This window comes from Rhizobium sp. SYY.PMSO (assembly GCF_046840415.1).
GTDB lineage: Bacteria > Pseudomonadota > Alphaproteobacteria > Rhizobiales > Rhizobiaceae > Rhizobium.
In genome coordinates this window covers 95277-116605 of record NZ_CP177349.1, presented here as the reverse complement: position 1 = coordinate 116605, position 21329 = coordinate 95277, and the positions used below count along the sequence as shown (strand labels likewise).

At 61.6% G+C, this 21329-nt stretch carries 21 protein-coding genes and 1 tRNA gene; 14 read left to right on the top strand and 8 right to left on the bottom strand.

Annotated features, from left to right (window positions below; translation table 11 throughout):
• Positions 1 to 29: 29 nt before the first annotated feature.
• Both ACJJVH_RS00585 and phoR read right to left on the bottom strand, forming a co-directional pair.
• Positions 30 to 1064, bottom strand: a complete 1035-nt coding sequence (locus ACJJVH_RS00585; RefSeq protein WP_412064532.1) for a substrate-binding domain-containing protein — start codon at positions 1062 to 1064, stop codon at positions 30 to 32.
• Between the two features lie 185 nt (positions 1065 to 1249).
• Positions 1250 to 2476 carry a phosphate regulon sensor histidine kinase PhoR gene (gene phoR, locus ACJJVH_RS00580; RefSeq protein ID WP_412065198.1) on the bottom strand — a complete coding sequence of 409 codons (1227 nt, stop codon included), beginning with the start codon at positions 2474 to 2476 and terminating at the stop codon, positions 1250 to 1252.
• A 276-nt stretch (positions 2477 to 2752) separates the two neighbouring features.
• Between phoR and ppk2 the strand changes: the two genes are divergently transcribed.
• Positions 2753 to 3634: a polyphosphate kinase 2 gene (gene ppk2, locus ACJJVH_RS00575; protein WP_113359351.1), complete on the top strand. Its 882-nt coding sequence runs from the start codon at positions 2753 to 2755 to the stop codon at positions 3632 to 3634.
• 93 nt (positions 3635 to 3727) lie between these two features.
• Here ppk2 and ACJJVH_RS00570 read toward each other — a convergent pair whose 3' ends face one another.
• On the bottom strand, positions 3728 to 4969 hold the full coding sequence (locus tag ACJJVH_RS00570) for a hypothetical protein (RefSeq protein ID WP_412064531.1): 1242 nt from the start codon (positions 4967 to 4969) through the stop codon (positions 3728 to 3730).
• Positions 4970 to 5364: 395 nt separating this feature from the next.
• Here ACJJVH_RS00570 and ACJJVH_RS00565 point away from each other — a divergent pair, with 395 nt between their 5' ends.
• From ACJJVH_RS00565 to ACJJVH_RS00540, 6 genes are all read left to right on the top strand, one after another.
• Positions 5365 to 6324, top strand: a complete 960-nt coding sequence (locus ACJJVH_RS00565) for an NAD(P)H-dependent flavin oxidoreductase (protein WP_412064530.1) — start codon at positions 5365 to 5367, stop codon at positions 6322 to 6324.
• A gap of 138 nt (positions 6325 to 6462) precedes the next feature.
• Positions 6463 to 6538, top strand: a tRNA-Thr gene (locus ACJJVH_RS00560).
• A gap of 259 nt (positions 6539 to 6797) precedes the next feature.
• Complete coding sequence (locus tag ACJJVH_RS00555; RefSeq protein ID WP_112800922.1) at positions 6798 to 7094, top strand: hypothetical protein; 297 nt, start codon at positions 6798 to 6800, stop codon at positions 7092 to 7094.
• A gap of 225 nt (positions 7095 to 7319) precedes the next feature.
• The gene (locus tag ACJJVH_RS00550; protein WP_113385416.1) at positions 7320 to 7721 is read left to right on the top strand and encodes a PRC-barrel domain-containing protein; all 402 of its coding nucleotides are present in this window, start codon (positions 7320 to 7322) and stop codon (positions 7719 to 7721) included.
• Between the two features lie 204 nt (positions 7722 to 7925).
• Positions 7926 to 8804, top strand: coding sequence for a glycosyltransferase family 2 protein (locus tag ACJJVH_RS00545; RefSeq protein WP_412064529.1), 879 nt, complete (start codon positions 7926 to 7928; stop codon positions 8802 to 8804).
• Positions 8805 to 8961: 157 nt separating this feature from the next.
• The gene (locus ACJJVH_RS00540; protein WP_113359794.1) at positions 8962 to 9261 is read left to right on the top strand and encodes a putative quinol monooxygenase; all 300 of its coding nucleotides are present in this window, start codon (positions 8962 to 8964) and stop codon (positions 9259 to 9261) included.
• 65 nt (positions 9262 to 9326) lie between these two features.
• On the opposite strand, the gene ACJJVH_RS00535 is transcribed toward ACJJVH_RS00540, so the two are convergent.
• The 3 genes from ACJJVH_RS00535 to ACJJVH_RS00525 form a co-directional block, all read right to left on the bottom strand.
• Entirely contained in the window at positions 9327 to 9713 is a 387-nt protein-coding gene (locus tag ACJJVH_RS00535; RefSeq protein WP_412064528.1) for a hypothetical protein, read from the bottom strand.
• A 276-nt stretch (positions 9714 to 9989) separates the two neighbouring features.
• Positions 9990 to 10211: a hypothetical protein gene (locus ACJJVH_RS00530; RefSeq protein WP_412064527.1), complete on the bottom strand. Its 222-nt coding sequence runs from the start codon at positions 10209 to 10211 to the stop codon at positions 9990 to 9992.
• A 93-nt stretch (positions 10212 to 10304) separates the two neighbouring features.
• Positions 10305 to 11531 carry a LysR family transcriptional regulator gene (locus ACJJVH_RS00525; RefSeq protein ID WP_112800928.1) on the bottom strand — a complete coding sequence of 409 codons (1227 nt, stop codon included), beginning with the start codon at positions 11529 to 11531 and terminating at the stop codon, positions 10305 to 10307.
• A 442-nt stretch (positions 11532 to 11973) separates the two neighbouring features.
• Between ACJJVH_RS00525 and ACJJVH_RS00520 the strand changes: the two genes are divergently transcribed.
• The 4 genes from ACJJVH_RS00520 to ACJJVH_RS00505 all read left to right on the top strand — a co-directional run bounded on the left by ACJJVH_RS00520 (position 11974) and on the right by ACJJVH_RS00505 (position 15861).
• Positions 11974 to 12882 (top strand): ABC transporter substrate-binding protein, encoded by a 909-nt coding sequence (locus ACJJVH_RS00520; protein ID WP_112800929.1) that lies wholly within the window; start codon positions 11974 to 11976, stop codon positions 12880 to 12882.
• A 122-nt stretch (positions 12883 to 13004) separates the two neighbouring features.
• Positions 13005 to 14171, top strand: coding sequence for an ABC transporter permease (locus ACJJVH_RS00515; RefSeq protein ID WP_113423038.1), 1167 nt, complete (start codon positions 13005 to 13007; stop codon positions 14169 to 14171).
• On the top strand, positions 14168 to 15115 hold the full coding sequence (locus ACJJVH_RS00510) for an ABC transporter ATP-binding protein (protein ID WP_412064526.1): 948 nt from the start codon (positions 14168 to 14170) through the stop codon (positions 15113 to 15115). The genes ACJJVH_RS00515 and ACJJVH_RS00510 overlap by 4 nt, the downstream gene beginning before the upstream one ends.
• Positions 15112 to 15861: an ABC transporter permease gene (locus ACJJVH_RS00505; protein WP_112800935.1), complete on the top strand. Its 750-nt coding sequence runs from the start codon at positions 15112 to 15114 to the stop codon at positions 15859 to 15861. The genes ACJJVH_RS00510 and ACJJVH_RS00505 overlap by 4 nt, the downstream gene beginning before the upstream one ends.
• Positions 15862 to 15910: 49 nt before the next feature.
• Here the strand turns inward: ACJJVH_RS00505 and ACJJVH_RS00500 are convergent, their stop codons facing one another.
• Positions 15911 to 16294, bottom strand: coding sequence for a YciI family protein (locus ACJJVH_RS00500; RefSeq protein ID WP_113359340.1), 384 nt, complete (start codon positions 16292 to 16294; stop codon positions 15911 to 15913).
• A 184-nt stretch (positions 16295 to 16478) separates the two neighbouring features.
• Here ACJJVH_RS00500 and ACJJVH_RS00495 point away from each other — a divergent pair, with 184 nt between their 5' ends.
• Positions 16479 to 16874, top strand: coding sequence for a VOC family protein (locus ACJJVH_RS00495; protein WP_412064525.1), 396 nt, complete (start codon positions 16479 to 16481; stop codon positions 16872 to 16874).
• A 60-nt stretch (positions 16875 to 16934) separates the two neighbouring features.
• Here ACJJVH_RS00495 and ACJJVH_RS00490 read toward each other — a convergent pair whose 3' ends face one another.
• A complete protein-coding gene (locus ACJJVH_RS00490; protein WP_112800939.1) occupies positions 16935 to 17324 on the bottom strand; it encodes a PRC-barrel domain-containing protein in 390 nt (129 codons plus the stop codon).
• Positions 17325 to 17671: 347 nt separating this feature from the next.
• Between ACJJVH_RS00490 and ACJJVH_RS00485 the strand changes: the two genes are divergently transcribed.
• Both ACJJVH_RS00485 and pgi read left to right on the top strand, forming a co-directional pair.
• Entirely contained in the window at positions 17672 to 19369 is a 1698-nt protein-coding gene (locus ACJJVH_RS00485; protein ID WP_112800941.1) for a long-chain fatty acid--CoA ligase, read from the top strand.
• Positions 19370 to 19538: 169 nt separating this feature from the next.
• Positions 19539 to 21164, top strand: coding sequence for a glucose-6-phosphate isomerase (gene pgi, locus ACJJVH_RS00480; protein WP_412064524.1), 1626 nt, complete (start codon positions 19539 to 19541; stop codon positions 21162 to 21164).
• The last annotated feature ends 165 nt before the right edge of the window (positions 21165 to 21329 follow it).

Below are 21329 nucleotides of genomic sequence, written 5' to 3'. Positions count from 1 at the left end.
GGCTCCGCCCTCGTTCAAACCTTACGCATTCACATGATCTTCCCGTCCGCGACGTCCTTGCGGATCTGGTCGCGCTCAGAATCCGGCGCCGGCACGAGGCCGTATTCGGCCAACGGGCTGTCCGGCCCGATCATCTGATCGCTCGTGAAGAAATCGACATAGTCCCTGAGCCCCGGGATGACACCCAGATGGGCCTTCTTGACGTAGAAAAACAGCGGTCGCGACACCGGATAGGTGCCGTCGGCGATCGTCCGGCCCGACGGCACGATGCCGCCGACCGTGGCGACCTTCAGCTTGTCGGCGTTGTTCTGATAGAAATACAGGCCGAAGACCCCGACGCCGTGCTTGTTGGCGTTGATGCGCGCCAGCGTCTCCGGATAGTCGCCATCGATATCGACGGCCAGACCGTCCTTGCGCACGGCGATGCATGCCTTCACCTGCTGGTCGGCATCCTTGAAGGTCGCCTTGATGACATCGAGGGCGCCGGACTCCTTGCAGCCGGCGGCAAGCACCCTCTCCTCGAAGACTTCGCGGGTGCCGTGCTTCTCACCCGGAATATAGGCCGCTATCTCGAAATCCGGCAGGGACGGATTGATCTCGGACCACTTCCTGTAAGGATTGGCAACGAGCTTGCCGTCGACCACCACCTCGGCGGCCAGCGCCTTGTAGAGGTCGGCAGGCACGAACTTGATGTCCGGGTTGCTTTTGTCGAAGGCTAAGACGATGCCGTCATAGCCGATCTTGACCTGCTGGATATCGGTCACGCCGGCCGCCTTGCAGGCATCGACCTCGCTGCTCTTGATCGGCCGCGAGGCATTGGCGATGTCGATGGTATCGGTGCCGACGCCCTTGCAGAATTCCTTGAGGCCGGCGCCCGATCCGCCGGATTCGACGATGGGCGTCTTGAAGCTGGTGTAGGTCTCGCCGAAGCTTTCGGCGACGATCTTGGCATAGGGGAACACGGTGGAAGAACCGGAAATCTGAATCTGGTCGCGGGCGACCGTGGCGCCACCGAAGGCAGCCGATGCGACCAGCGCGAGAATAGACAATTTCAACGCGTTCATGAAGAATCCTCCCTGACGGGCGTTAAGAGCACGACGACGAACGGCGCATCCGCCCGTTTCCGCGCTTCTTTCTTACCGGCCAAAGCACCGTCCTTTTATGTCAGGCGAGTGAAACAATTATGACAGTCTATCCAATTGAAATCGCTTGGATAAATTGAAGGGAAAACAGGCGGCTCGCGCAGCTTTCAGAAGCGGACCGTAAAGTCGGTTCCCTTGCCGACTTCGGACTTGACGATCAGCCTGGCGCGGTGGCGGGTCAAAATGTGCTTGACGATCGCCAGGCCGAGACCGGTTCCCTTCTTGGAACGGCTGTCTTCAACGTTAACGCGATAGAAGCGCTCGGTCAGGCGCGGCACATGCTCTGCGGGAATCCCCGGCCCATTGTCGGAGACGACGACCTCGACGGCCTGGCCCGGCTCGTTCAGCAACGAAACCTCGACCGCCTTGCCTTCCTGACCGTACTTGCAGGCATTCTCGATCAGGTTTTCGAAGACCTGCACGAGTTCGTCGCGATCGCCCAGCACCTCGACCTTGCCGGCCGGCAGATGCAGATTGATCGTCACGTCGAGATCGCCGGCAAGCGGCAGCAGCGAGTCGCGGACATGGCCGAGCAAGGGAACGAGATCGACCTTCTGATCCGGCGCGATGTGCGATTTCAGCTCCAGCCTGGACAACGACAGAAGATCGTCGACCAGCCGGCTCATGCGCGTCGTCTGGTCGAGCATGATGCCGAGGAAGCGCTGCTGAGCCTTCGCATCGGACTTGGCAGGCCCCTGGATGGTTTCGATGAAGCCGCGCAGCGACGCGAGCGGCGTGCGCAGTTCATGGCTGGCATTGGCGACGAAATCGGAGCGCATGCGGTCGATATGGCGCAGTTCAGATATGTCGCGGAACGACAGCACGAAAAGGGCATCCTCTTCCTTGCCGACCTGCGGCAGGTCGATGGGCGCGATGCGGACGATGTAGACGCGCTCCGAAGGCAGGCGCTCGGAATGTTCGATCTGGTTCGGCGCGTTGGTGGCGATGGTTTCGCGAACCATGTCGAGCAGGCCGGGCGAGCGCAGCTTCGAAGAGATATGGGCGCCGATCGGAAAAGCGCCGAAGGCCTTTTCGACAGCGGCATTCTGCACCAGCACGGAGGCCTCGCGATCGATGATCAGCACCGGCATATCGAGCGCCGCCAGTCCCGCGAAAGCAGTGCCGAGCAAGGCTTGCGGATCGACGGACGCCGGCTCGGCCCGTGCGGGCACCACTACCCGCTCCACCAGCGGCCGGCGAAGCAGCGTCACGATCACGACGATGGCCCATATCCAGACGACGGCACCGGTATTGATGCCCTCGATGAGTGCGAGCGCGGCGATCAGCGTCGCCAGGATCAGAACGGCGCTCTCCTGCCGCAGCCGCACCGCCAATTTCCTGAGAAATGACCATTCGTCTTCCAACTGCGCCCGTCCCTTCGCCTGCCGTCATGGAATGCTGGATTCCGCGTCTTATCCGCGATTCATGACAGAAGTATTCGGCTCTATCCACAGAAGCGCGTTACTGACAACAATAAATGTAGCCGGCAAAAGAGGGGCCAGGCAAAGGGCTTGAAACTATTGAACAAAAGCTCCAGTTTCCCTCATGAGCTTTTTTGCCGCGACCACGCGGCAGGGTTAACGGGGCATGAACTGCCGAGGAGCCGGACTATGGAAGAAGAAGCGGGAAGCCGCAGCGTGGAGCTGGATATCCATGGCGTGAAGCACATATTCGATGTCGACGATCCGGTTCTGCCGGCCTGGATCGACGAGAAGGCCCTCACCTCCGGCAGCTATCCCTACAAGAAGAAGCTCAAGGAAAACGACTATCAGGATGAGCTGAAGGCGCTGCAGATCGAGCTCATCAAGGTGCAGTTCTGGTTGCAGGCGACGGGCAAGCGGGTGATGGCGCTGTTCGAAGGACGCGACGCCGCCGGCAAGGGCGGCTCCATTGCCGCGACGTCGGCCCATATGAACCCTCGCCTGGCCCGAGTCGTCGCGCTGACCAAGCCGACGGACCGCGAAGCCGGGCAATGGTATTTCCAGCGCTACGTCGCCCAGTTTCCGACGGCGGGCGAATTCGTGCTGTTCGACCGCTCCTGGTACAACCGCGCCGGCGTAGAGCCGGTCATGGGCTTCTGCACGCCGAAGCAATACGAACAGTTCCTGAAGCAGGCGCCGCAGATGGAGAAGCTGATCGTCCAGGACGGCATCCACTTCTTCAAATTCTACCTCGATATCGGCCGGGAGATGCAGCTGAAGCGTTTCCATGACCGGCGGCACGATCCCCGCGCCGTCTGGAAGCTTTCCTCCATGGATATCGCCGCATTGTCGAAATGGAAGGACTACAGCGAAAAGCGCGACCGCATGCTGAAGGAGACGCATACCGATTACGCGCCCTGGACGGTCATCCGCGCCAACGACAAGCGCCGCGCTCGCCTGAACCTGATCCGGCATATTCTGCTGACGCTCGATTACGACGGCAAGGACAAGAAGGCCATCGGCAAGATCGACGAGAAGATCCTCGGCATGGGATCGGATATTCTCAACTGAAGCAATTCCGGGAAAAGCGCTTGACGGTGCAGGAGTTCAGGCGGCGGCACACCCTTTTTCGCCGCTCCGTTCAGACCCGTATTCCGCCCAGGCTCATTGCCCGGGCAGAACGCGGATCGCATAGAGATTGACGCCGCGGGCCTTGCCGTCGACATCGCTGTTGATGATCAGGTGGCCCGAGCTGGTGGGCGCCAGGGATCGATCGAACTGGACCTGGAACAGCGCATCCGTCTTCTGGCGGCTGACCGTGAAGCGATGACGGCCGCAGCGGCCGAGCGAGCCGAAGTCGCATTCCACCGTGATCTGCGTCGGCGCGTCCGAGGTGGACTGCAATGTCAGCGCGATCGTCGAGGCCTTGCCCGACATCTGCTGCAGCACATTGACCGGGACCTCGACCGAACCGCTGCCGTCCGGGCCGCTGCTGAGCGAGGTCAGCCGCACGGCCGGCCCTTCGTTCTCCGATACGTTTTCAGCCTTCGATTGCGGGCCGGTCGTTACCTTCGGCGCATCCGTCGGCTTCAGTATCTCGATCCATTCTTCGGAGAAGCTGTTCTGCGGATCGATGGTCGCCAGCCCCGGATTGACGGGACCGCTATCGTCGTCGTCCGAGGTATCGTCATCGCCGCCATTGCCGCTGAAATCCTGCGAGTCCACATGTGCCGGCGGATTGGGCACGCTCGTATCGCGCTGGGCCGCCGACATGAACACGCCCGAGGTCTTGATCCACCATGCGCCGACACCCAGGAAGGCGAGCAGGATGCAGAAGATCAGAAGGCGCGAAAAAAACTTGCGGGGCTTGCGGCGCACGGCGGCGCGTTCCGGCTTGAAGTTCATCGAGCGCGCAGGAGCCCGAGCGTCGGATACCGGCACATCGCTGTCGGCACCGAGATGATCGGCGGGGCCTGCCCGCATGTCGCCGAAATCGCCCGCGCCTCGCTGCGGCTCGCCCAACGCCGGTTCGACGGAAGCGGCGGCCCCCGCCGACATCGGCGGATCGCGTGTCTCCCCGCGCACGTTCACGGCCGGCTCCGGCCGTGGCGCCGCCTGCACGGCTTCCGGCCGGGATGTGGCAGGAGAAACATGCGGAGCGCCGATCTCCGGCGAAACCGGCGTCGCCTGCCCCAGCTGGGCCCGCTCCTCGGCCTCGATCTCGCGGATCGTCGCTTCCAGCCGCTGACGCTGGGCGGCGATGACCTCGCTATCGGTAATGTCCTGCTTGCGGAGGCCGGCTTCAAGCGCCTGCCGTGCCGATTGATAGATGCGAGCCCGGATTTCCGGATTGGCGCGATCGGACCGATCCAACGCGCTTCTGATAGCCGTTTCTAACCCGCTCACATCAGATCCTTTATTCTCACTCGCATCATGCTCGCGTACTCTATCGACAGGACAGCTCTGTTTTATCAATCGTTAACCGGATTCGGTAGCGCCCAGTTTCGCAATACGCAAGCCTCCGGCAAGTGTTGCGGGCACTCGGGCGGGGATAAACGACAAAGACGACGCAAATGGGGTGGCAGTAGGCAGTAGGCAGTAGGCAGTAGGCAGCAGAGGGATATCGGGGTGGGCACGGTCAAGCACTATTGCCCATTGCCTACTGCCCATTGCCTATTGCCCACTGTCTGGATTCTACCCCTGCCCATGGCTACCGCCTGCGTCTTCCGGTACTTCCCCTCTTCACGGACATCTGCTATCCCTTTTGACGTTTTCGTAAACGTCAAAAGGGATGATGTTCAATGGCCCTCCCCCCCATCCTGACCGAGCGCCTGCGGCTGCCCGTCGTGGCTTCGCCGCTTTTCATCATCTCGCATCCCGCGCTGACGCTGGCCCAATGCAAAGCCGGCGTGGTCGGCTCCTTCCCCGCGCTGAACGCACGCCCGGAAAGCCAGCTCGACGAATGGCTGGCGATGATTACCGAAGACCTCGCCGCATACAATACCGCAAATCCCGAGCGGCCGGCGGCTCCGTTTGCGGTCAATCAGATCGTCCATACGTCGAACAGACGCCTGGAGCACGATCTGGCGCTATGCGTGAAATACAAGGTGCCGATCGTCATTTCCTCGCTCGGCGCGGTGCCGGAGGTGAATGCGGCCGTGCATTCCTATGGCGGCATCGTGCTGCACGACATCATCAACAACCGCCATGCCAACTCGGCGATCCGCAAGGGTGCCGACGGCCTTATCGCTGTGGCTGCGGGCGCCGGAGGCCATGCCGGCCAGCTGTCGCCCTTCGCCCTCATCCAGGAAATCCGCGAATGGTTCGACGGACCGCTGCTGCTTGCCGGCGCCATCGCCACCGGCGGCGCCATTTTGGCGGCACAGGCGGCCGGCGCCGACCTCGCCTATATCGGCTCGCCCTTCATCGCGACGCAGGAAGCCCGCGCGGCGGATGCCTACAAACAGGCGATCGTCGAGGGGGCCGCTGCCGATATCGTCTATTCCAACTATTTCACCGGCGTCCACGGGAACTATCTCAAGCCCTCGATCCGCGCCGCCGGTCTCGATCCGGACAAGCTACCCGAAGCGGACCCCTCCAAGATGGATTTCGAGGCCGCCACGACAGGCGTGAAAGCCTGGAAGGATATATGGGGCTCCGGCCAAGGCATCGGCGCCGTCAAGTCCATCCAGCCCGTCGCCGCGCTCGTCGACAGGCTGGAGGCCGAATACAGGCAGGCCCGCGCCCGGCTGGCGCTCTGAGCGCCGCTGAAAAACAGCTCTTTTTTCACAGGCTTCCGGCTTTTTTGCCGATTGGCGATTTGAGTGCTTGAAATCTGACCGCATAGACTGTATCAGCGCCATGCAAATCGCGGGGCCGAACCGAACGCCCTGCAGAATGCCGCTTTAGCTCAGTTGGTAGAGCACATCATTCGTAATGATGGGGTCACGTGTTCGAGTCACGTAAGCGGCACCATTCTTTCCAATAAGCCGCCTGAAAACACGATATATCGGCCGATATCCGGCTTGCCGATCCCGTGCCTCCATGGCGCATCGATCGGCTCCTGCTCCAGCCCTTGATAAATCGACAGGTCCGGGTTCCTCTGATTGGCCCCGCGTCCGGGACCTTGCCGGCTAACGCGCGCGAGGCGCTTTCTTGCACGAGCTTGAGGGAACCAATATCGGCGAAGGCCGTTCCTAAGAGGCAAACTCGTATTATCCGTTAGGGGAAAATCATGGCCGACGTCTCGGTGGACAAGGATATCAACGCTCAGCTCGAAGAACTGCGCAATCAGATCAGCAAGCTTTCGGCGGATCTGGGGAAAAGGCTCGACGCAGCATCGAGCCGTGCCGACGAAGCCATTTCTTCGGCCAAGACGACCGTATCCGACATTGCCGATCAGGCACGATATGAAGGGCGAAACGTCGTTCAGGCCGCGCGGGACAATCCGACCGCGACCAGCTCCATACTGCTGGGAACCGCGCTGCTCGGCTTCTTTGCCGGGCTGGTGGTCGGCAAGCTGTCGGACTAACCATCGACCTTCGCGACAACTTCATGTCAGACACGGCTTCATGTCAGACATGGCGAATCCAGGACGCCGGCCATGCGCCGGCGTCTTTGTTGATTGTGCCCGCCCCTGCTACCTGCAAGAGAAATCGGCTCAATAATTATTTTCCAGGCGGCGAAACATTTCTCCCGCTCAAGCATTTTACTTACGTTGATAAAAACAACATAATCAATATATTAGGAGAAATCTATGCGCCGTTTACTTCTCGCCCTGGCTGCAACTGCTGCGCTTGCAACGGCCGCAAGCGCTCAAACCGCCACCGCCACGACGACCATAGCCGATATGTTCCTGACGGCGAAGCCGACCGACATTCTGAGCTACAATCTCATCGGCCTGAACATTCAAAACGGCGACAAGGAGAATATCGGGGAGATTAAGGACCTGATTATCTCCAACGGCCAACTGGCCGGCTACATCGTTTCCGTCGGCGGCTTCCTTGGCATGGGCGAACGATATGTGATCGTTTCGCCGGCTTCCGTGAAAGTTACTTACAGTGAAGCGGACAAGAAGTGGACCGCAACGATGGCCGCCACGAAAGACGAGCTCAAGACGGCACCCGAGTTCAAGTACGAAGGCCGGTGGGCAAAATAACGCGGTAGCCTGCGGTTGAAACTGCCTCGGGGTGCCGACATGCGGCACCCCGAACTCGATAGAGGCCGCCCCACGCATGCGCATGCGGCGCGCTCGACATTCGGCCTTCACGCGTGATCCGTTGAATGCACGCGATAAATACAACCAAAGATTCAGATTTCGATGGTTTTGTGCATCTCAGAATAACATTCGGGGGGATGCACCATGAAGATTGCCGTTGGGGTGGCGACATGCGGGCGAAAGGCGATCCTGGCCTCCATGATCGACAGGCTGGCCAGACAGGCGCGCAAGCCGGATCATCTTTTCCTCTGCCCGGCCAAGGCCGACGATATCGATATGGCGCGCTTGAACGCGGCGCCGTTTCCTGTGACCGTGGTCTCCTCGCCGCAGGGAAGCTGCCCGCAGCGCAACGCGATCATCGATGCGGCCGCCGGCATGGACGTGCTGGTCTTCTTTGACGACGACTTCTTTCCGGCGGCAAATTATCTTGCCGAGACCGAAGCGCTGCTCGAAGCCGACGAAGAGATTGTCGTCGCGACAGGCGAGGTCATCCGCGACGGCATTCTCGGGCCTGGCCTGAGCGTGGAAGAAGCGGACGAGGCGCTGGCCGCCGATGCCGGCGCCGATCCCGCCGCAATCATCGAAGCGGCCCACAACGCCTATGGCTGCAACATGATTTTCCGCCTGAGGCCGCTGCTGGCCAACCGGATCTATTTCGACGAGGATCTGCCGCTCTACGCCTGGCAGGAGGATGTCGACCTGTGCCGGCGGCTGCGCCCCTATGGCAAGCTCGTCAAGTTCAATCGCCTGCGCGGCGTCCATCTGGGCGTCAAGACCGGCCGCACATCCGGCCTGCGCCTGGGATACTCGCAGGTGGCCAATCCGCTCTATCTCGTCAGGAAGCGCTCCGTTTCGCTGAAATGGGCGCTCAAGCTGATGGGCGGCAACATCGCCTCGAACCTCGTCGGTTCGCTCAAGCCGCCGCCCTATATAGACCGGCGTGGCCGCCTGCAGGGCAACCTGCTTGCGGTGGGACATCTGCTGAGCGGATCGCTCGATCCGAAATACATCAACCGGATGTGAAGCCGGCCAATCTTGCTGGGTTTCGGCGAGCGGCCGATAAATCGGACGCTCGGCGTTCGGTTCGCCGCATTCCGTGATAATGGTGGAAGCCGGCCGCGCGACCGGCGCGCACCCGTCGTTTTTCATCCATCTTGTCTATCGTTTCAAGGATACTCTCATGATTCACGTTCTCGCCATCCTCACAGCCCTGCCCGGCAAGCGCGCCGAAGTGCTCGAAGCCTTCCAGGCGAATGTTCCGGCCGTTCATGCCGAGGACGGCTGCATCGAATATACCGCCGTCGTCGATGTCGATGGCGCCGCTCCGGCCTTTGGGCCAGACACGTTCGTCGTGGTCGAGAAATGGGAAAGCATGGAAGCGTTGAAGGCTCATGCGGCGTCCGCGCATATGGCCGCCTATGGCAAGAAGGTGGAGCATCTGATGGCGGATCGTGCCGTTCACGTCCTCAAGCCGGCATGAACTGAGTGCATCAGGCTTTCGGGAAGCGGCGCCATGAGGCGCCGTTTTGCTATCGGCCGATATGGTCAGTTGTGCGAGAAATGCGGCTGGCTGCGATATCTCCAATGCCCGCCGCCGTGCCATCCATGGTGCCAGCCGTGGTATCCGCCGCCATAGTACCTGCGCCCGCCATACCAGCCGTGATGATAGTGGCGATATCCGCCGAAGCCGCCGATCCAGCCGAAGGAATAGTAGGGTTGGTAGTAGCCATAATAGGGGGCGTAATAGCCGTAATATGGGCGATAATAGCCATAGTATGGCCGATAATAATGGTGGCGATAATAATGATGATAGTGATGATGCCGATGGACGATCACGCGGTGATGATGTCCATGGTGAGGTCGCGCCTCCGCATAGGTCGCCGGCAGCGCAAGCATACCGAGCGTAATGAGCGCCGTTGCCAGAATTTTCATTTCCAGCCTCCTTGAACGCCGGACGCAAACGCGACTCGGATCATTCGCGTCGTCCGGACCATATGATAAACGCGGTTGCGCCCTCGATAGTTCCGCGAGCGATGCGGGGTCGTCGGACGCCTTCCCGAAATCGTTTCATCGGCCCGCCCGTTCACGAGCCACCCGCCGTGCGGCTGACCGGCTCGACCCGACGCTACCGGCACAAACGAGAAGTCCCGCCAATCGCATAGACAAAAAAACGGTGCCTGGGGCACCGTTTTTCACGCCTGTCCGCCGTCAATTATGCGAGAAATGCGGCTGGCTGTGCCAGCGATGATGGTGTGGTCCATGGCGCCAACCATGATAATAGTGATGGTGATAGTAATGGTGGTAGTGATGATGCCTCACCACCGGGCGATGGTGATGCCAGCGGTGATGATGATGATCGCGTGCCTCGGCATAGGTAGCCGGTAAAGCGAGAATGCCGAGTGCGACGAGCGCCGTTGCCAGTATTTTCATTCATGGTCTCCTTGGATGCCGAACGCGCCCCCCGGCTGCGTACGCCTCGACCGACTTAACCTACCTTAACGCGAATATCGCGCAATGGTTCCGCTAGCCGCGGGATGGAAGGCGCTTTCGCGATACAGCCATATCGCTCACCAGTTCGCGCACCGCCTGCTGGATCAGCCGGCAGGCGTCGACCGAGGCTTTGCGGCCATTATGGGCGAGATGGTACGACAGCGGCAGCATCTCGTCCGGATCGACGATGCGGACCTTGTCGGCGATCGGCAAAGCGCTGACACGGCCGAGAAACGAGACATAGCCGTGATTGGCGACGAGATCGACGATGACGGGCAGGGAATCGGCGGACGTGATGTCGCGACCGCGGAACTTGCGGCGATCGCGGCTGTCGTAGCCGAAGGCAGTGGCGGCGTTGCCGATGCCGGTGCGCGGGCTCGGCACGCAGAGCGGGTGATTTTCCACGAGCGCGGCCAGCGTCTGCTCCGTGCTGTCCAGCGGGGCGATCGCCACCATATCGGTCGCCACCAGCTCCATATGCTCGAAAGCGTCGAGGCCGAAGACGGAATCGACGATGGCGACATCGATGCGGCCGGACCGGAGCGCTTCGCGCAGATCGTCGGCGGTCATCAACAGCAGCGAAAGCATGTTGCGGTTGCCGCCGATGTTCCAGCGCGACACCAGGCTTGCCAGCGAGCGCGCAACCCAGCTTTCCGAGCCGGTCGGAATGATCGACCCGATACGCACGGCGCGGGCGGTTCGCTGAAAGCGCTCGTCCGCCGCCGCTTTCATTTCGTCCCAGGCCTGCGCGATGGCGGCGAGAATGGCGTGAACCTCCTGACCGGCCTCCGTCAGCACCGAGCCCTGTGCCTGGCGTTCGAACAGGCGACAGCCGAACAATTCCTCCAGATTGGCGATCTGCAGCGAAAGCTGCGGCTGACCCAGCCGCAGGCGGCGGGCGGCGCGATTGATGCTGCCCTGGTCGGCGACTTCGAGGAAGCGTTCGATGGTGGCGATCTTCAATGGCAGGCGCGCGGCCCATTGGTCATAGCCCTGCGGCGTGGGCGGCTCCTTCATCAGGCGGGAAAGCTGGCGGATGCAGCCGAGAATGGGCTGAAGCCCCTTCTGCACCTTCGAACTTGCAAGCAGGGTCGCAAGCTCGCCGGAAGCGCGCTCGACAAGCTTCAGGGCAAGCTCTGTTTCAAGCCGGCGCAGGGCACTGGAGACGGTCGAGGCGGAAAAAGAGAGCCGGCGCGCGGTTTCGCGCACGGAGCCGACGGAGAACACCATGTCGGCTATGAACAATGCGCCGAGATACAAACCGCAATTCCCTTTTGCCCACAGCATGTGGCCTGACGCGGCCGCAGCAATATCAACGATATCCGGACGATATGACGTGTTCTCGAAAAAAGATATCCCTAAGCCGAAATGCGGCGGCTATCGTCTCTTTGTCGCCTAACCGATCCACGTAAAAATGAGATCGGAACAGCGCCAAACGGGTAAGGGGAACAAAAACAAACGCACTTGCCCCCGAAAAAAGAAATCCAATTTCGCGCGAATGTCGAGTACGCTCGTCATAATCGCGCGACTGCAACGGGAATCCGAAGCGGCATCGACTTTTCCGCGATGTGCGATACGGGCCAAAGCAGCCACGAATTCGCCAGTGGGCCGCGGCCCGCTCGAAGCTTGCCTGTCCGGACTGCGCCTGAAGGCGGCACGGACAGGCGGAACAAAGGTTTAACGGGGTACAAAGGGAAACAACATGCTTAAGAAGCTCGCACTTGCCGCCACGCTGACGGCCTTCCTCGCCAGTGGCGCCAGCGCCGCCGACGTCGTCGTCTCCTCCAAGATCGATACCGAAGGCACGCTGCTCGGCAACATCATCCTCGCCGCGCTCAATGCCAACGGCATCAAGGCGCAGGATCGCATCGCGCTCGGCACGACACCGGTGCTGCGCAAGGCGATTACCGCCGGCGAGATCGACATCTATGCCGAATATACCGGCAATGCCGGCTTCTTCTTCAACAAGGCCGACGATGCGGCCTGGAAGAACTTGCAACAGGGCTACGATCTGGCCAAGAAGCTCGACTATGACGCCAACAAGATCGTCTGGCTGACGCCTTCGCCCGCCAACAACACCTGGGCGATCGCCGTGCGCAGCGATGTCGCCGGACCGGCCAACCTCAAGACCATGTCCGATTTCGGCAAATGGGTTTCCGGCGGCGGTCCGGTCAAGCTTGCGGCCTCTTCCGAATTCGTCAACTCCCCGGCCGCACTGCCGGCCTTCGAGACCACCTATAGCTTCAAGATGAAGCCGGATCAGGAAGTGGTGCTCTCGGGCGGCGATACGGCGGCGACGATCAAGGCTGCCGCCGACCAGACCAACGGCGTCAATACGGCGATGGTCTACGGCACGGACGGCGCCATCGAAGCCGCCGAACTGACCGTGCTCGAAGACGACAAGAGCGTGCAGCCGGTCTACGCCCCGACGCCGATCATCCGCGAGGCCGTGCTGAAGGCCAACCCGAAGATCGAGGAGGTCCTGGCTCCGATCTTCAAGGGCCTGACCGCCGACGTGCTGCGCAAGCTGAACGGCCGCATTCAGGTCGATGGCGAGCCGGCCAAGGCTGTTGCCGAATCCTACCTCAAGGACAACGGCTTCCTGAAGTAAGGCTTTGCCGCTGCTCTTGCGGCTCCATTTTGATAGAGTGGAGCCGCAGGGCATTCGAATGGGCATGATCTTGTCCGAACCTGCCTCAATTCTTGGGCTCATGCGCTGACGGAGCTTGCCTGATGGAAGATGCGCTAGCGGTCCGCAGAGTGGACCGTCTCGGAGTGGTGCTGGTGGCGGGCGGCGCGCTGGCAACGGCCTCGATGCCGTTCATCATCGTCAAGGCAAACCGCATCGCTGCCGGCAAGCCGCAATTGCTCACACAGCTTCTCGGCCAGCCGGCGGCCCTGACCCTGCTCGTCCTTCTGGCGGCGGCGGCGCTTGCCGCACTTTTCCTGCGCAACCAGATCGTCCGCCTCGGCATCGCCACGCTTGCGATCGCCGCGCTCATCGTCACGCTCGGGCTGGTTTCGACGGCGGCGACGCCGGCAGGCAGCACGGTGGCGCGCATTACGCCCGGCGGCTGCTTCTGGGTGCTGCTTGCCGTGGTCGGCCTGATGATCTCTGATGCACTGGTGAAGCTGCGCCTGACGCCCTGGCTGAGGGTCGCGGCGCTGGCGCTTTATGCTGCCTTGCTCGTGATCGTGCTGCGCTCCGGCCTGCTCGACAACCTGTCGATCATGAAGGAATACGCCAACAACGCCGACAAGTTCTGGCACGAGGCGCTCGGCCATGTGTTTTTGTCCCTCGGCTCCGTCGCCATCGCCATCGTGCTTGCACTGCCGCTCGGCATCTTCTGTTACTGGCACCCGCGCACCCGCGCCGTGGTGCTGCGGGCGCTGAGCCTGGTGCAGACCATTCCGAGCCTGGCGCTGTTCGGCATCCTGATGCTGCCGCTCGGCTATATCGCCGCGCATGTGCCGCTTGCCGCCGCGATCGGCGTCCAGGGCATCGGCGTGGCCCCGGCGCTGGTGGCGCTGGTGATCTATTCGCTGCTGCCGATCGTCGCCAATACGGTCGTGGGTCTTGCCGGCGTCGACCCTTCCGTGCGCGATGCGGCCGCAGGCATGGGCCTGACGCGCAGGCAGATCCTGACCGGCATCGATCTGCCGCTTGCCTTTCCGGTGATCCTGACCGGCATCCGCATCGTCCTGGTGCAGGCGATCGGCCTCGTGACGGTCGCCGCGCTCATCGGCGGCGGCGGCTTCGGTCTCTTCATCTTCCAGGGCATCGGCCAGACGGCCAACGACCTTGTGCTGCTCGGCGCGGTGCCGACGGTCTTTCTCGCCTTCTCGTCGGCCGTCATCCTCGATGCGGTCATCGACAGCATCCGGGGACAACGCGCATGACCAACATGATCGAGCTCAAGGGCGTCACCAAGCGCTATGGCAGCGCCACCGTGGTCGACGACGTCAGCATGAGCATGGAGAAGGGCACGATCACCGTCATCGTGGGCACGTCCGGCTCCGGCAAATCGACCCTGATGCGGATGATCAACCGGCTGGTGCCGATCACCGAGGGACATATCTCCGTCGACGGCGAGGATATCATGAGCGTGCAGGCTACCGAGCTTCGCCGCCGCATCGGCTATGCCATCCAGGGGCACGGCCTGTTTCCGCATCGCACCGTGGCGCAGAATATCGCCACCGTCCCCGAGCTTCTCGGCTGGGAAAAGGCCCGCATCGGCCAACGTGTCGAAGAACTCCTCAATCTCTTTCATCTCGATCCCGGCACCTTTGCCGGCAAATATCCGAGCCAGCTTTCCGGCGGCCAGCAGCAGCGCGTCGGCGTGGCGCGCGCGCTCGCCGCAGAACCGGAAGTGCTGCTGATGGACGAGCCCTTCGGCGCGCTCGATCCCGTTATTCGCGGCAAGGCCCAGGACGACCTTCTGGCGATCCAGAAGCAGTTCGGCACCACGGTCATCCTCGTCACCCACGACATGGACGAGGCCTTCCATCTCGGCGACAGGATCGCGGTCATGAGCGGCGGCAAGCTGCTGCAGTGCTCGGAGCCCGAAAAGATCCTGACGGAGCCGGCCGATCCCTTCGTGCAGCAGCTGACCGGCACCTCCGACCGCGCCTTGAAACTGATGTCGCTGCTGCCGCTGAAGGAGAGCATGCAGCCGCCGCAACCGGGCCTGGGCTATAGCCTGCCGCAGACGCTCAACCTGCGCGATGCATTGGCCGAACTGATCTGGCAGGGCGCGGACGAGGCAACGGTCGAAGACGAACGCAAGGTGCCCGTCGGCTCGATCTCGATCCGGCACCTGATCGAGCTGGGCCGCAAGGCATGAGATTTTTCGCCGCCAATCTCTTCCGCCTTCTCGCGCTGGCGCTGCTGCTGGTGATGCTGTTCCGGCCGGAGTGGCTGACACCCATCCTCGCGCCGCTGACCAAATTCGGGGCGTCGCCGATCTATACGCAAAACAGCCTGCCGAGCCTGGCGCTCAGCCATCTCGAGCTGATCCTCGTCTCGGTCGTCGCCAGCGCCATTCTGGCGGTGCTCGGCGGCATCTTCGTCACGCGGCCTGTCGGGGCCGATTTCCTGCCGCTGACGCGAGCGATCGCCAATGCCGGCCAGACCTTTCCTCCCGTTGCGGTACTGGCGCTTGCCATTTCCACCACCGGCTTCGGCGCCGTGCCGACATTTATCGCGCTTTTCCTCTACGCCCTGCTGCCGATCTTCGAAAACACGGTTGCGGGGCTGCAGCAGGTGCCGCCCTCCGTGCTCGACGCCGCCGACGGCATGGGCATGAATGGCTGGCAGCGCCTGTTCCGCGTCGAGCTGCCGCTCGCCCTGCCTTTGATCATCGAGGGGCTGAAGATCGCGACCGTCATCAATATCGGCACGGCGACGATCGGCTCGACCGTCGCCGCCAAGGGGCTGGGCGAGGTCATCATCGCCGGGCTGATCAACGACAACACCGCCTTCATCCTGCAAGGCGGCCTGATCGTCGGCCTGATGGCCGTGCTGATCTATGACGGCATGGAGATGATCGAGCGGTCCGTCACCAGCAAGATCGGCCTCCAATCCCATTGAAATGGGCGGTCCTCGCCGCCGCGCATGGCCGGCGGCATGGATGAAGCGGTCAATTGCCCTCGCCGGAAGGCAGGGACGCGCCGGGCACGTAAAGCGAGATCGGCCTGATTTCGTAAACGGCGGTAGGATTGGCGCGGCGCAACTCGCGCGCCGCCGCCACTGCTCCTTCCATCGTTGGAAAATCGACGACGTAGAAGCCGAGCAACTGCTCCTTGGTTTCGGCAAACGGGCCGTCGACGACCATTCCCACGCCCCTCCCCCGCAACGTGACGGCATTCCGGGTCGAGCCTAGCCGCGCAGCCGGTCCCAACGACTTCTGCGCGACCATGCGGTCATTGATTTCGAGCAACTCGCTCATGAGCGCGGCATCCTCCTCCTCGCTCCAGGATTCCACGATATCTTCCTCATGATAGGCCAAAATGGCGTAGTACATGGTTTCTCCCCCTTCGGTCGCAAAGCCGGGTGCCGGGGAGTTAAGCAGATCGATCGAAATTCAGAAACCTCCGATCCGCGCCTGAAGGCGGGCCATGCTATTTTCGATGCGCTTGCTTGCCTTGATCGACCGGCAATGGCATTGGCTTCGGCTGACATGTCCAGACCGATCGATGGAGGCGCCGATGGCCAAGATGATTCACTCGATGATCCGCGTGCTCGATGAGGCGCGCTCGACCGAATTCTACGATAGAGCTTTCGGGCTGAAGGTGGCCGACCGCATCGTCTTCGACACCTTCACGCTGATCTATCTCAACAATGCCGAGACGGGCTTCGAACTGGAGCTGACCGTCAACCAGGGCCGCGTGGAGCCCTATGCGCAGGGGGAAGCGTATGGCCACCTCGCGGTCTCCGTTACCGAACTGCGGGACGAGCATGCGCGCATGACGGAACTGGGACTCAATCCCGGCAAGATCGTCGAGCTCAATCGAGATGGGAAGCTCTTCGCGCTGCTCTTCTTCGTGACCGACCCCGATGGCTACAAGATCGAGGTCGTACAAAGGCACGGGCGGTTTCTATAGCGCCTGACAAAGCATAGCCCCGCACCGGCGGGGCTTACCGCATCGGCTCCCTCAGCGCGCTCACATCCAATAGGGCGGCACGCCGAAATAATCATGGGTCTTGTGGCCATGACTATGGTCGGGTTCGTCCTTGCTGGCGAAACGTCGGGCTTTTTCAATGTCGTTCTTGGTCATGCTGACGCGATAGCCGTCGATGCGTGCATCGTAGCGCAGCTTTTCCCATGGCAGCCGGTAGTGATCCTGGCCGATGCCGAAAAAGCCGCCGAAGCTCAGAATGACGAAAGCGATGCGTCCGTCGCTTTTCTCAAGCATCAGGCGCTCGATATGACCAATCTGCTTGCCGTCCGAACCGAATACCCTGGATCCTTCGACCCGGTCGCAGGCGACCAGCATCGACATATCCTTGATGTAAAGGTCACGACCCGAAAAATCGGCACTCTCTTTATGCATATGCGCACCTCCTTTTGGATACGCGTCACATAAACCAAGGAGCGTCCGACCTGCTCTTTGGGGCAGCACGATGCTCCGATGGGTCTACGCCCATGGACCTATTAACGCTCCGTTATCGCAAAAGTTCCAGCATTTTTTTCAAAACTGTAAAAAAACGTGAGCGGCCGCCGATTATTGACGTTTACGTCAAGGTTATTGTAGCATTTGCCATGCTTCGATGATTTAGTTGAGAGCAATGGCTGCAGCGATGCGAAAAGCGGGAGACTTTTCGATCGGGCAGTGACAGTTTACATATCCGCCGCTCAAACGGCGGGGCGTGGTGATGGTGCGTCAAGGAGGAAGTGCGCATGAATTCAGTCTCCGCTCCTTCGGATAGACCGCAAGTCAAGAAGATTTGGCTTGCTTCCTATCCGGATATCGTACCGGCCGAACTGCCGCCGCTGGAGCACGCATCCCTCGTCGAACTGCTGGAGGAAAGCTGCGCGCGCTATGCCGACAGGCTTGCCTTCACCAGCATGGGCAAATCCATCACCTATCGCGATCTCGACACGCAGACGCGAAAAATCGCCGCCTGGCTGCAGAGCCTCGGCCTTCAGAAGGGCGACCGTGTCGCCGTCATGATGCCGAACGTGCTGCAAAATCCGATCACCGTTTACGGCATCCTCCGCGCCGGCCTCGTCGTCGTCAACGTCAATCCGCTCTACACGCCGCGCGAACTCGAGCACCAGCTCCGCGATTGCGGCGCCAAGGCGATCTTCGTGCTCGAGAATTTCGCCCATACGGTGGAGCAGGTTCTGGCACATACGGATGTGCGCCATGTCGTCGTCACCGCGCTCGGCGACATGCTCGGCATCAAGGGCCACATCGTCAACTTCATCGTTCGCAAGGTGAAGAAGCTGGTGCCGGCCTGGTCCATTCCCGGCCACCGCGGCTTCAAGAGCGTTCTGGGCGAAGGAGCCCGCCTGCCGCTGAAGCCGGCCGGGCTTACCGGCAGCGATATCGCCTTCCTGCAATATACGGGCGGCACGACCGGCGTTGCCAAGGGTGCGATCCTCACCCATTCCAACCTGCTCGCCAACCAGCAGCAACTGCTGCTCTGGCTGCAATCCGCCTATATCAGCAAGCCGCGCCCCGAACAGCTGACCTTCGTCTGCGCGCTGCCGCTCTATCACATCTTCGCGCTGACGGTGAATTCGCTGATGGGCATGTCGCTCGGCGGCCATAATGTCCTCATCGCCAACCCGCGCGATATTCCGGGCTTCATCAAGGAACTGGGCAAGTACAAGTTCGACATGTTCCCCGGCCTGAACACGCTGTTCAACGCATTGATGAACAATCCCGATTTCAGCAAGCTCGACCTGTCCAACACCGCAACGCTTGCCGGCGGTATGGCGGTACAGCGGCCGGTCGCCGAGCGCTGGCAGAAGATGACGGGGGCCTGGATCACCGAAGGCTACGGCCTTTCCGAGACCTCGCCGGTCGCAAGCGCCAACCGCTTCGACAGCTCCGAATTCTCCGGCACGATCGGCCTGCCGATCACGAGTACCGAATTCGACATCCGCGACGAGAACGGCAAGTCGCTGCCTCTCGGCGAGGTCGGCGAGATCTGCATCCGTGGACCGCAAGTCATGGCCGGCTACTGGAAGCAGCCGGCCGAAACCGCGCGCGTGATGACGCCGGACGGCTTCTTCCGCAGCGGCGACATGGGCTTCATGGATGAGCGCGGCTACACCAAGATCGTCGACCGCAAGAAGGACATGATCCTGGTGTCGGGCTTCAACGTCTATCCGAACGAGATCGAGGAAGTCGCCGTCATGCATCCGGGCGTTCTGGAGGCGGCGGCGATCGGCGTGCCCGATCCGCATTCCGGCGAGGCGGTGAAGCTCTTCATCGTCAAGAAGGACCCGGCCCTGAGCGAGGCCGACGTCAAGGCTCATTGCGCCGCGAACCTGACCAATTACAAGCGTCCGCGCTTCATCGAATTCCGTACCGAGCTGCCGAAATCGAATGTCGGCAAGATCCTGCGCAAGGAGTTGCGCGGCTGACATAATTCCGTGTCATGCAGGAAGCCGCCCCGTTTCGCGAGCGGCTTTTTTCGTTTTGGATGATACGTGAACTTGATTTACGCCCTACATAGGGAATAGTTTCCGCGACCAACTCAGAGTGCCCTGCCTCTTCGGACGGCAAGCGGCGCGAACCGCAAGGAGTCCCCCCATGACCGCCCTCGTCGATCAACTGAAGAGCACCGCGTCGGCAACGAAGGCCACCGATATTCGCGCCGCCTTCGCCGCTGATCCTAAACGCTTTTCCCGCTTCAGCGCCTCGGTCGACGACCTGCTGATGGATTATTCCAAGACGGCGGTGAACGACGACATTCTCGCCCTTCTCGAAAAGCTGGCAGCCGAAGGCGGCGTTGCCGCCAAGCGCGAGGAAATGTTCTCGGGCGTCGCCATCAACTTCACCGAAAACCGCGCCGTGCTGCACACCGCGCTGCGCAACCGCTCCAATACGCCGGTGCTGGTCGACGGCAAGGATGTCATGCCTGACGTCAACGCCGTGCTCGCCGCCATGGGCAAGTTTGCCGACGGCATCCGCTCCGGCGCGCTGAAGGGCTCGACCGGCAAGGCGATCACCGACGTCATCAACATCGGCATCGGCGGCTCCGATCTCGGCCCGGTCATGGCGACGCTGGCACTGGCGCCCTACCATGACGGTCCGCGCTCGCACTTCATCTCCAACATCGACAGCGCTCATATCGCCGATATCCTGAAGCTCGTTCAGCCGGAAACGACGCTCTTCATCGTCGCCTCGAAGACCTTCACGACCATCGAAACGATGACCAACGCCCAGACGGCGCGCAAGTTCATCGCCGATGCGCTCGGCGAGGCCGCCGTGCAGCATCACTTCGCCGCCGTTTCGACGGCGCTCGACAAGGTCGCCGCCTTCGGCATCGACAGCGAGCGCGTCTTCGGTTTCTGGGATTGGGTCGGCGGCCGTTACTCGATCTGGTCGGCCATCGGCCTGCCGCTGATGATCGCCATCGGCCCGGAAAACTTCGGCAAGTTTCTCGATGGCGCGCATGCGATGGACAACCATTTCCGCAAGGCGCCGTTCAAGGAAAACCTGCCGATGCTGCTCGGCCTCATCGGCTTCTATCACCGCAACGTGCTCGGTTATCCGACGCGCGCGATCCTGCCCTATGACCAGCGCCTGTCGCGCTTCCCGGCCTATCTGCAGCAGCTCGACATGGAATCGAACGGCAAGGGCGTCACCATCGACGGCACACCGGTCGAGGGCAATTCCGGCCCGGTCGTCTGGGGCGAGCCCGGCACCAACGGCCAGCACGCCTTCTACCAGCTCATTCACCAGGGCACGAGCATCATCCCGGCCGAGTTCATGATCGCCGCCAACGGCTTCGAACCGAACCTGCGTCATCAGCACGACCTGTTGATGGCCAATTGCCTGGCGCAGTCGGAAGCGCTGATGAAGGGCCGCACCTTCGAAGAGGCGAAGGCTCAGCTCACCTCCAAGGGCATGGACGACAAAAAGGCCGATTTCATCGCGCCGCACCGCGTCTTCACCGGCAACCGTCCGTCGATCACCTTCGTCTACGACAAGCTGACGCCCTTTGCGCTCGGCCGCCTGATCGCGCTCTACGAACACCGCGTCTTCGTCGAAGGCGTGCTCTTCCGCATCAACTCCTTCGACCAGTGGGGCGTCGAACTCGGCAAGGAACTGGCAACCGGCCTGCTTCCGGTCATCGAAGGCAAGGAAAGCGCTGCCGGCCACGATTCCTCGACGCAGGGGCTGGTGGCTGCGCTGGCAAGCCGGGCGAAGTAAGCTCTGGGCGCTGGGGCGGGTGTGATCCTGCCCCTTCTCGCCCTCTGAGCAAGCGGTGAGAATACCCCCTCTGTCCCTATCGGGACATCTCCCCCACATGGGGGGAGATTGGTAATGCGCGGTACTTCACCGCCCAAAACCAATATTGCGTCTGCTGAGACTGAG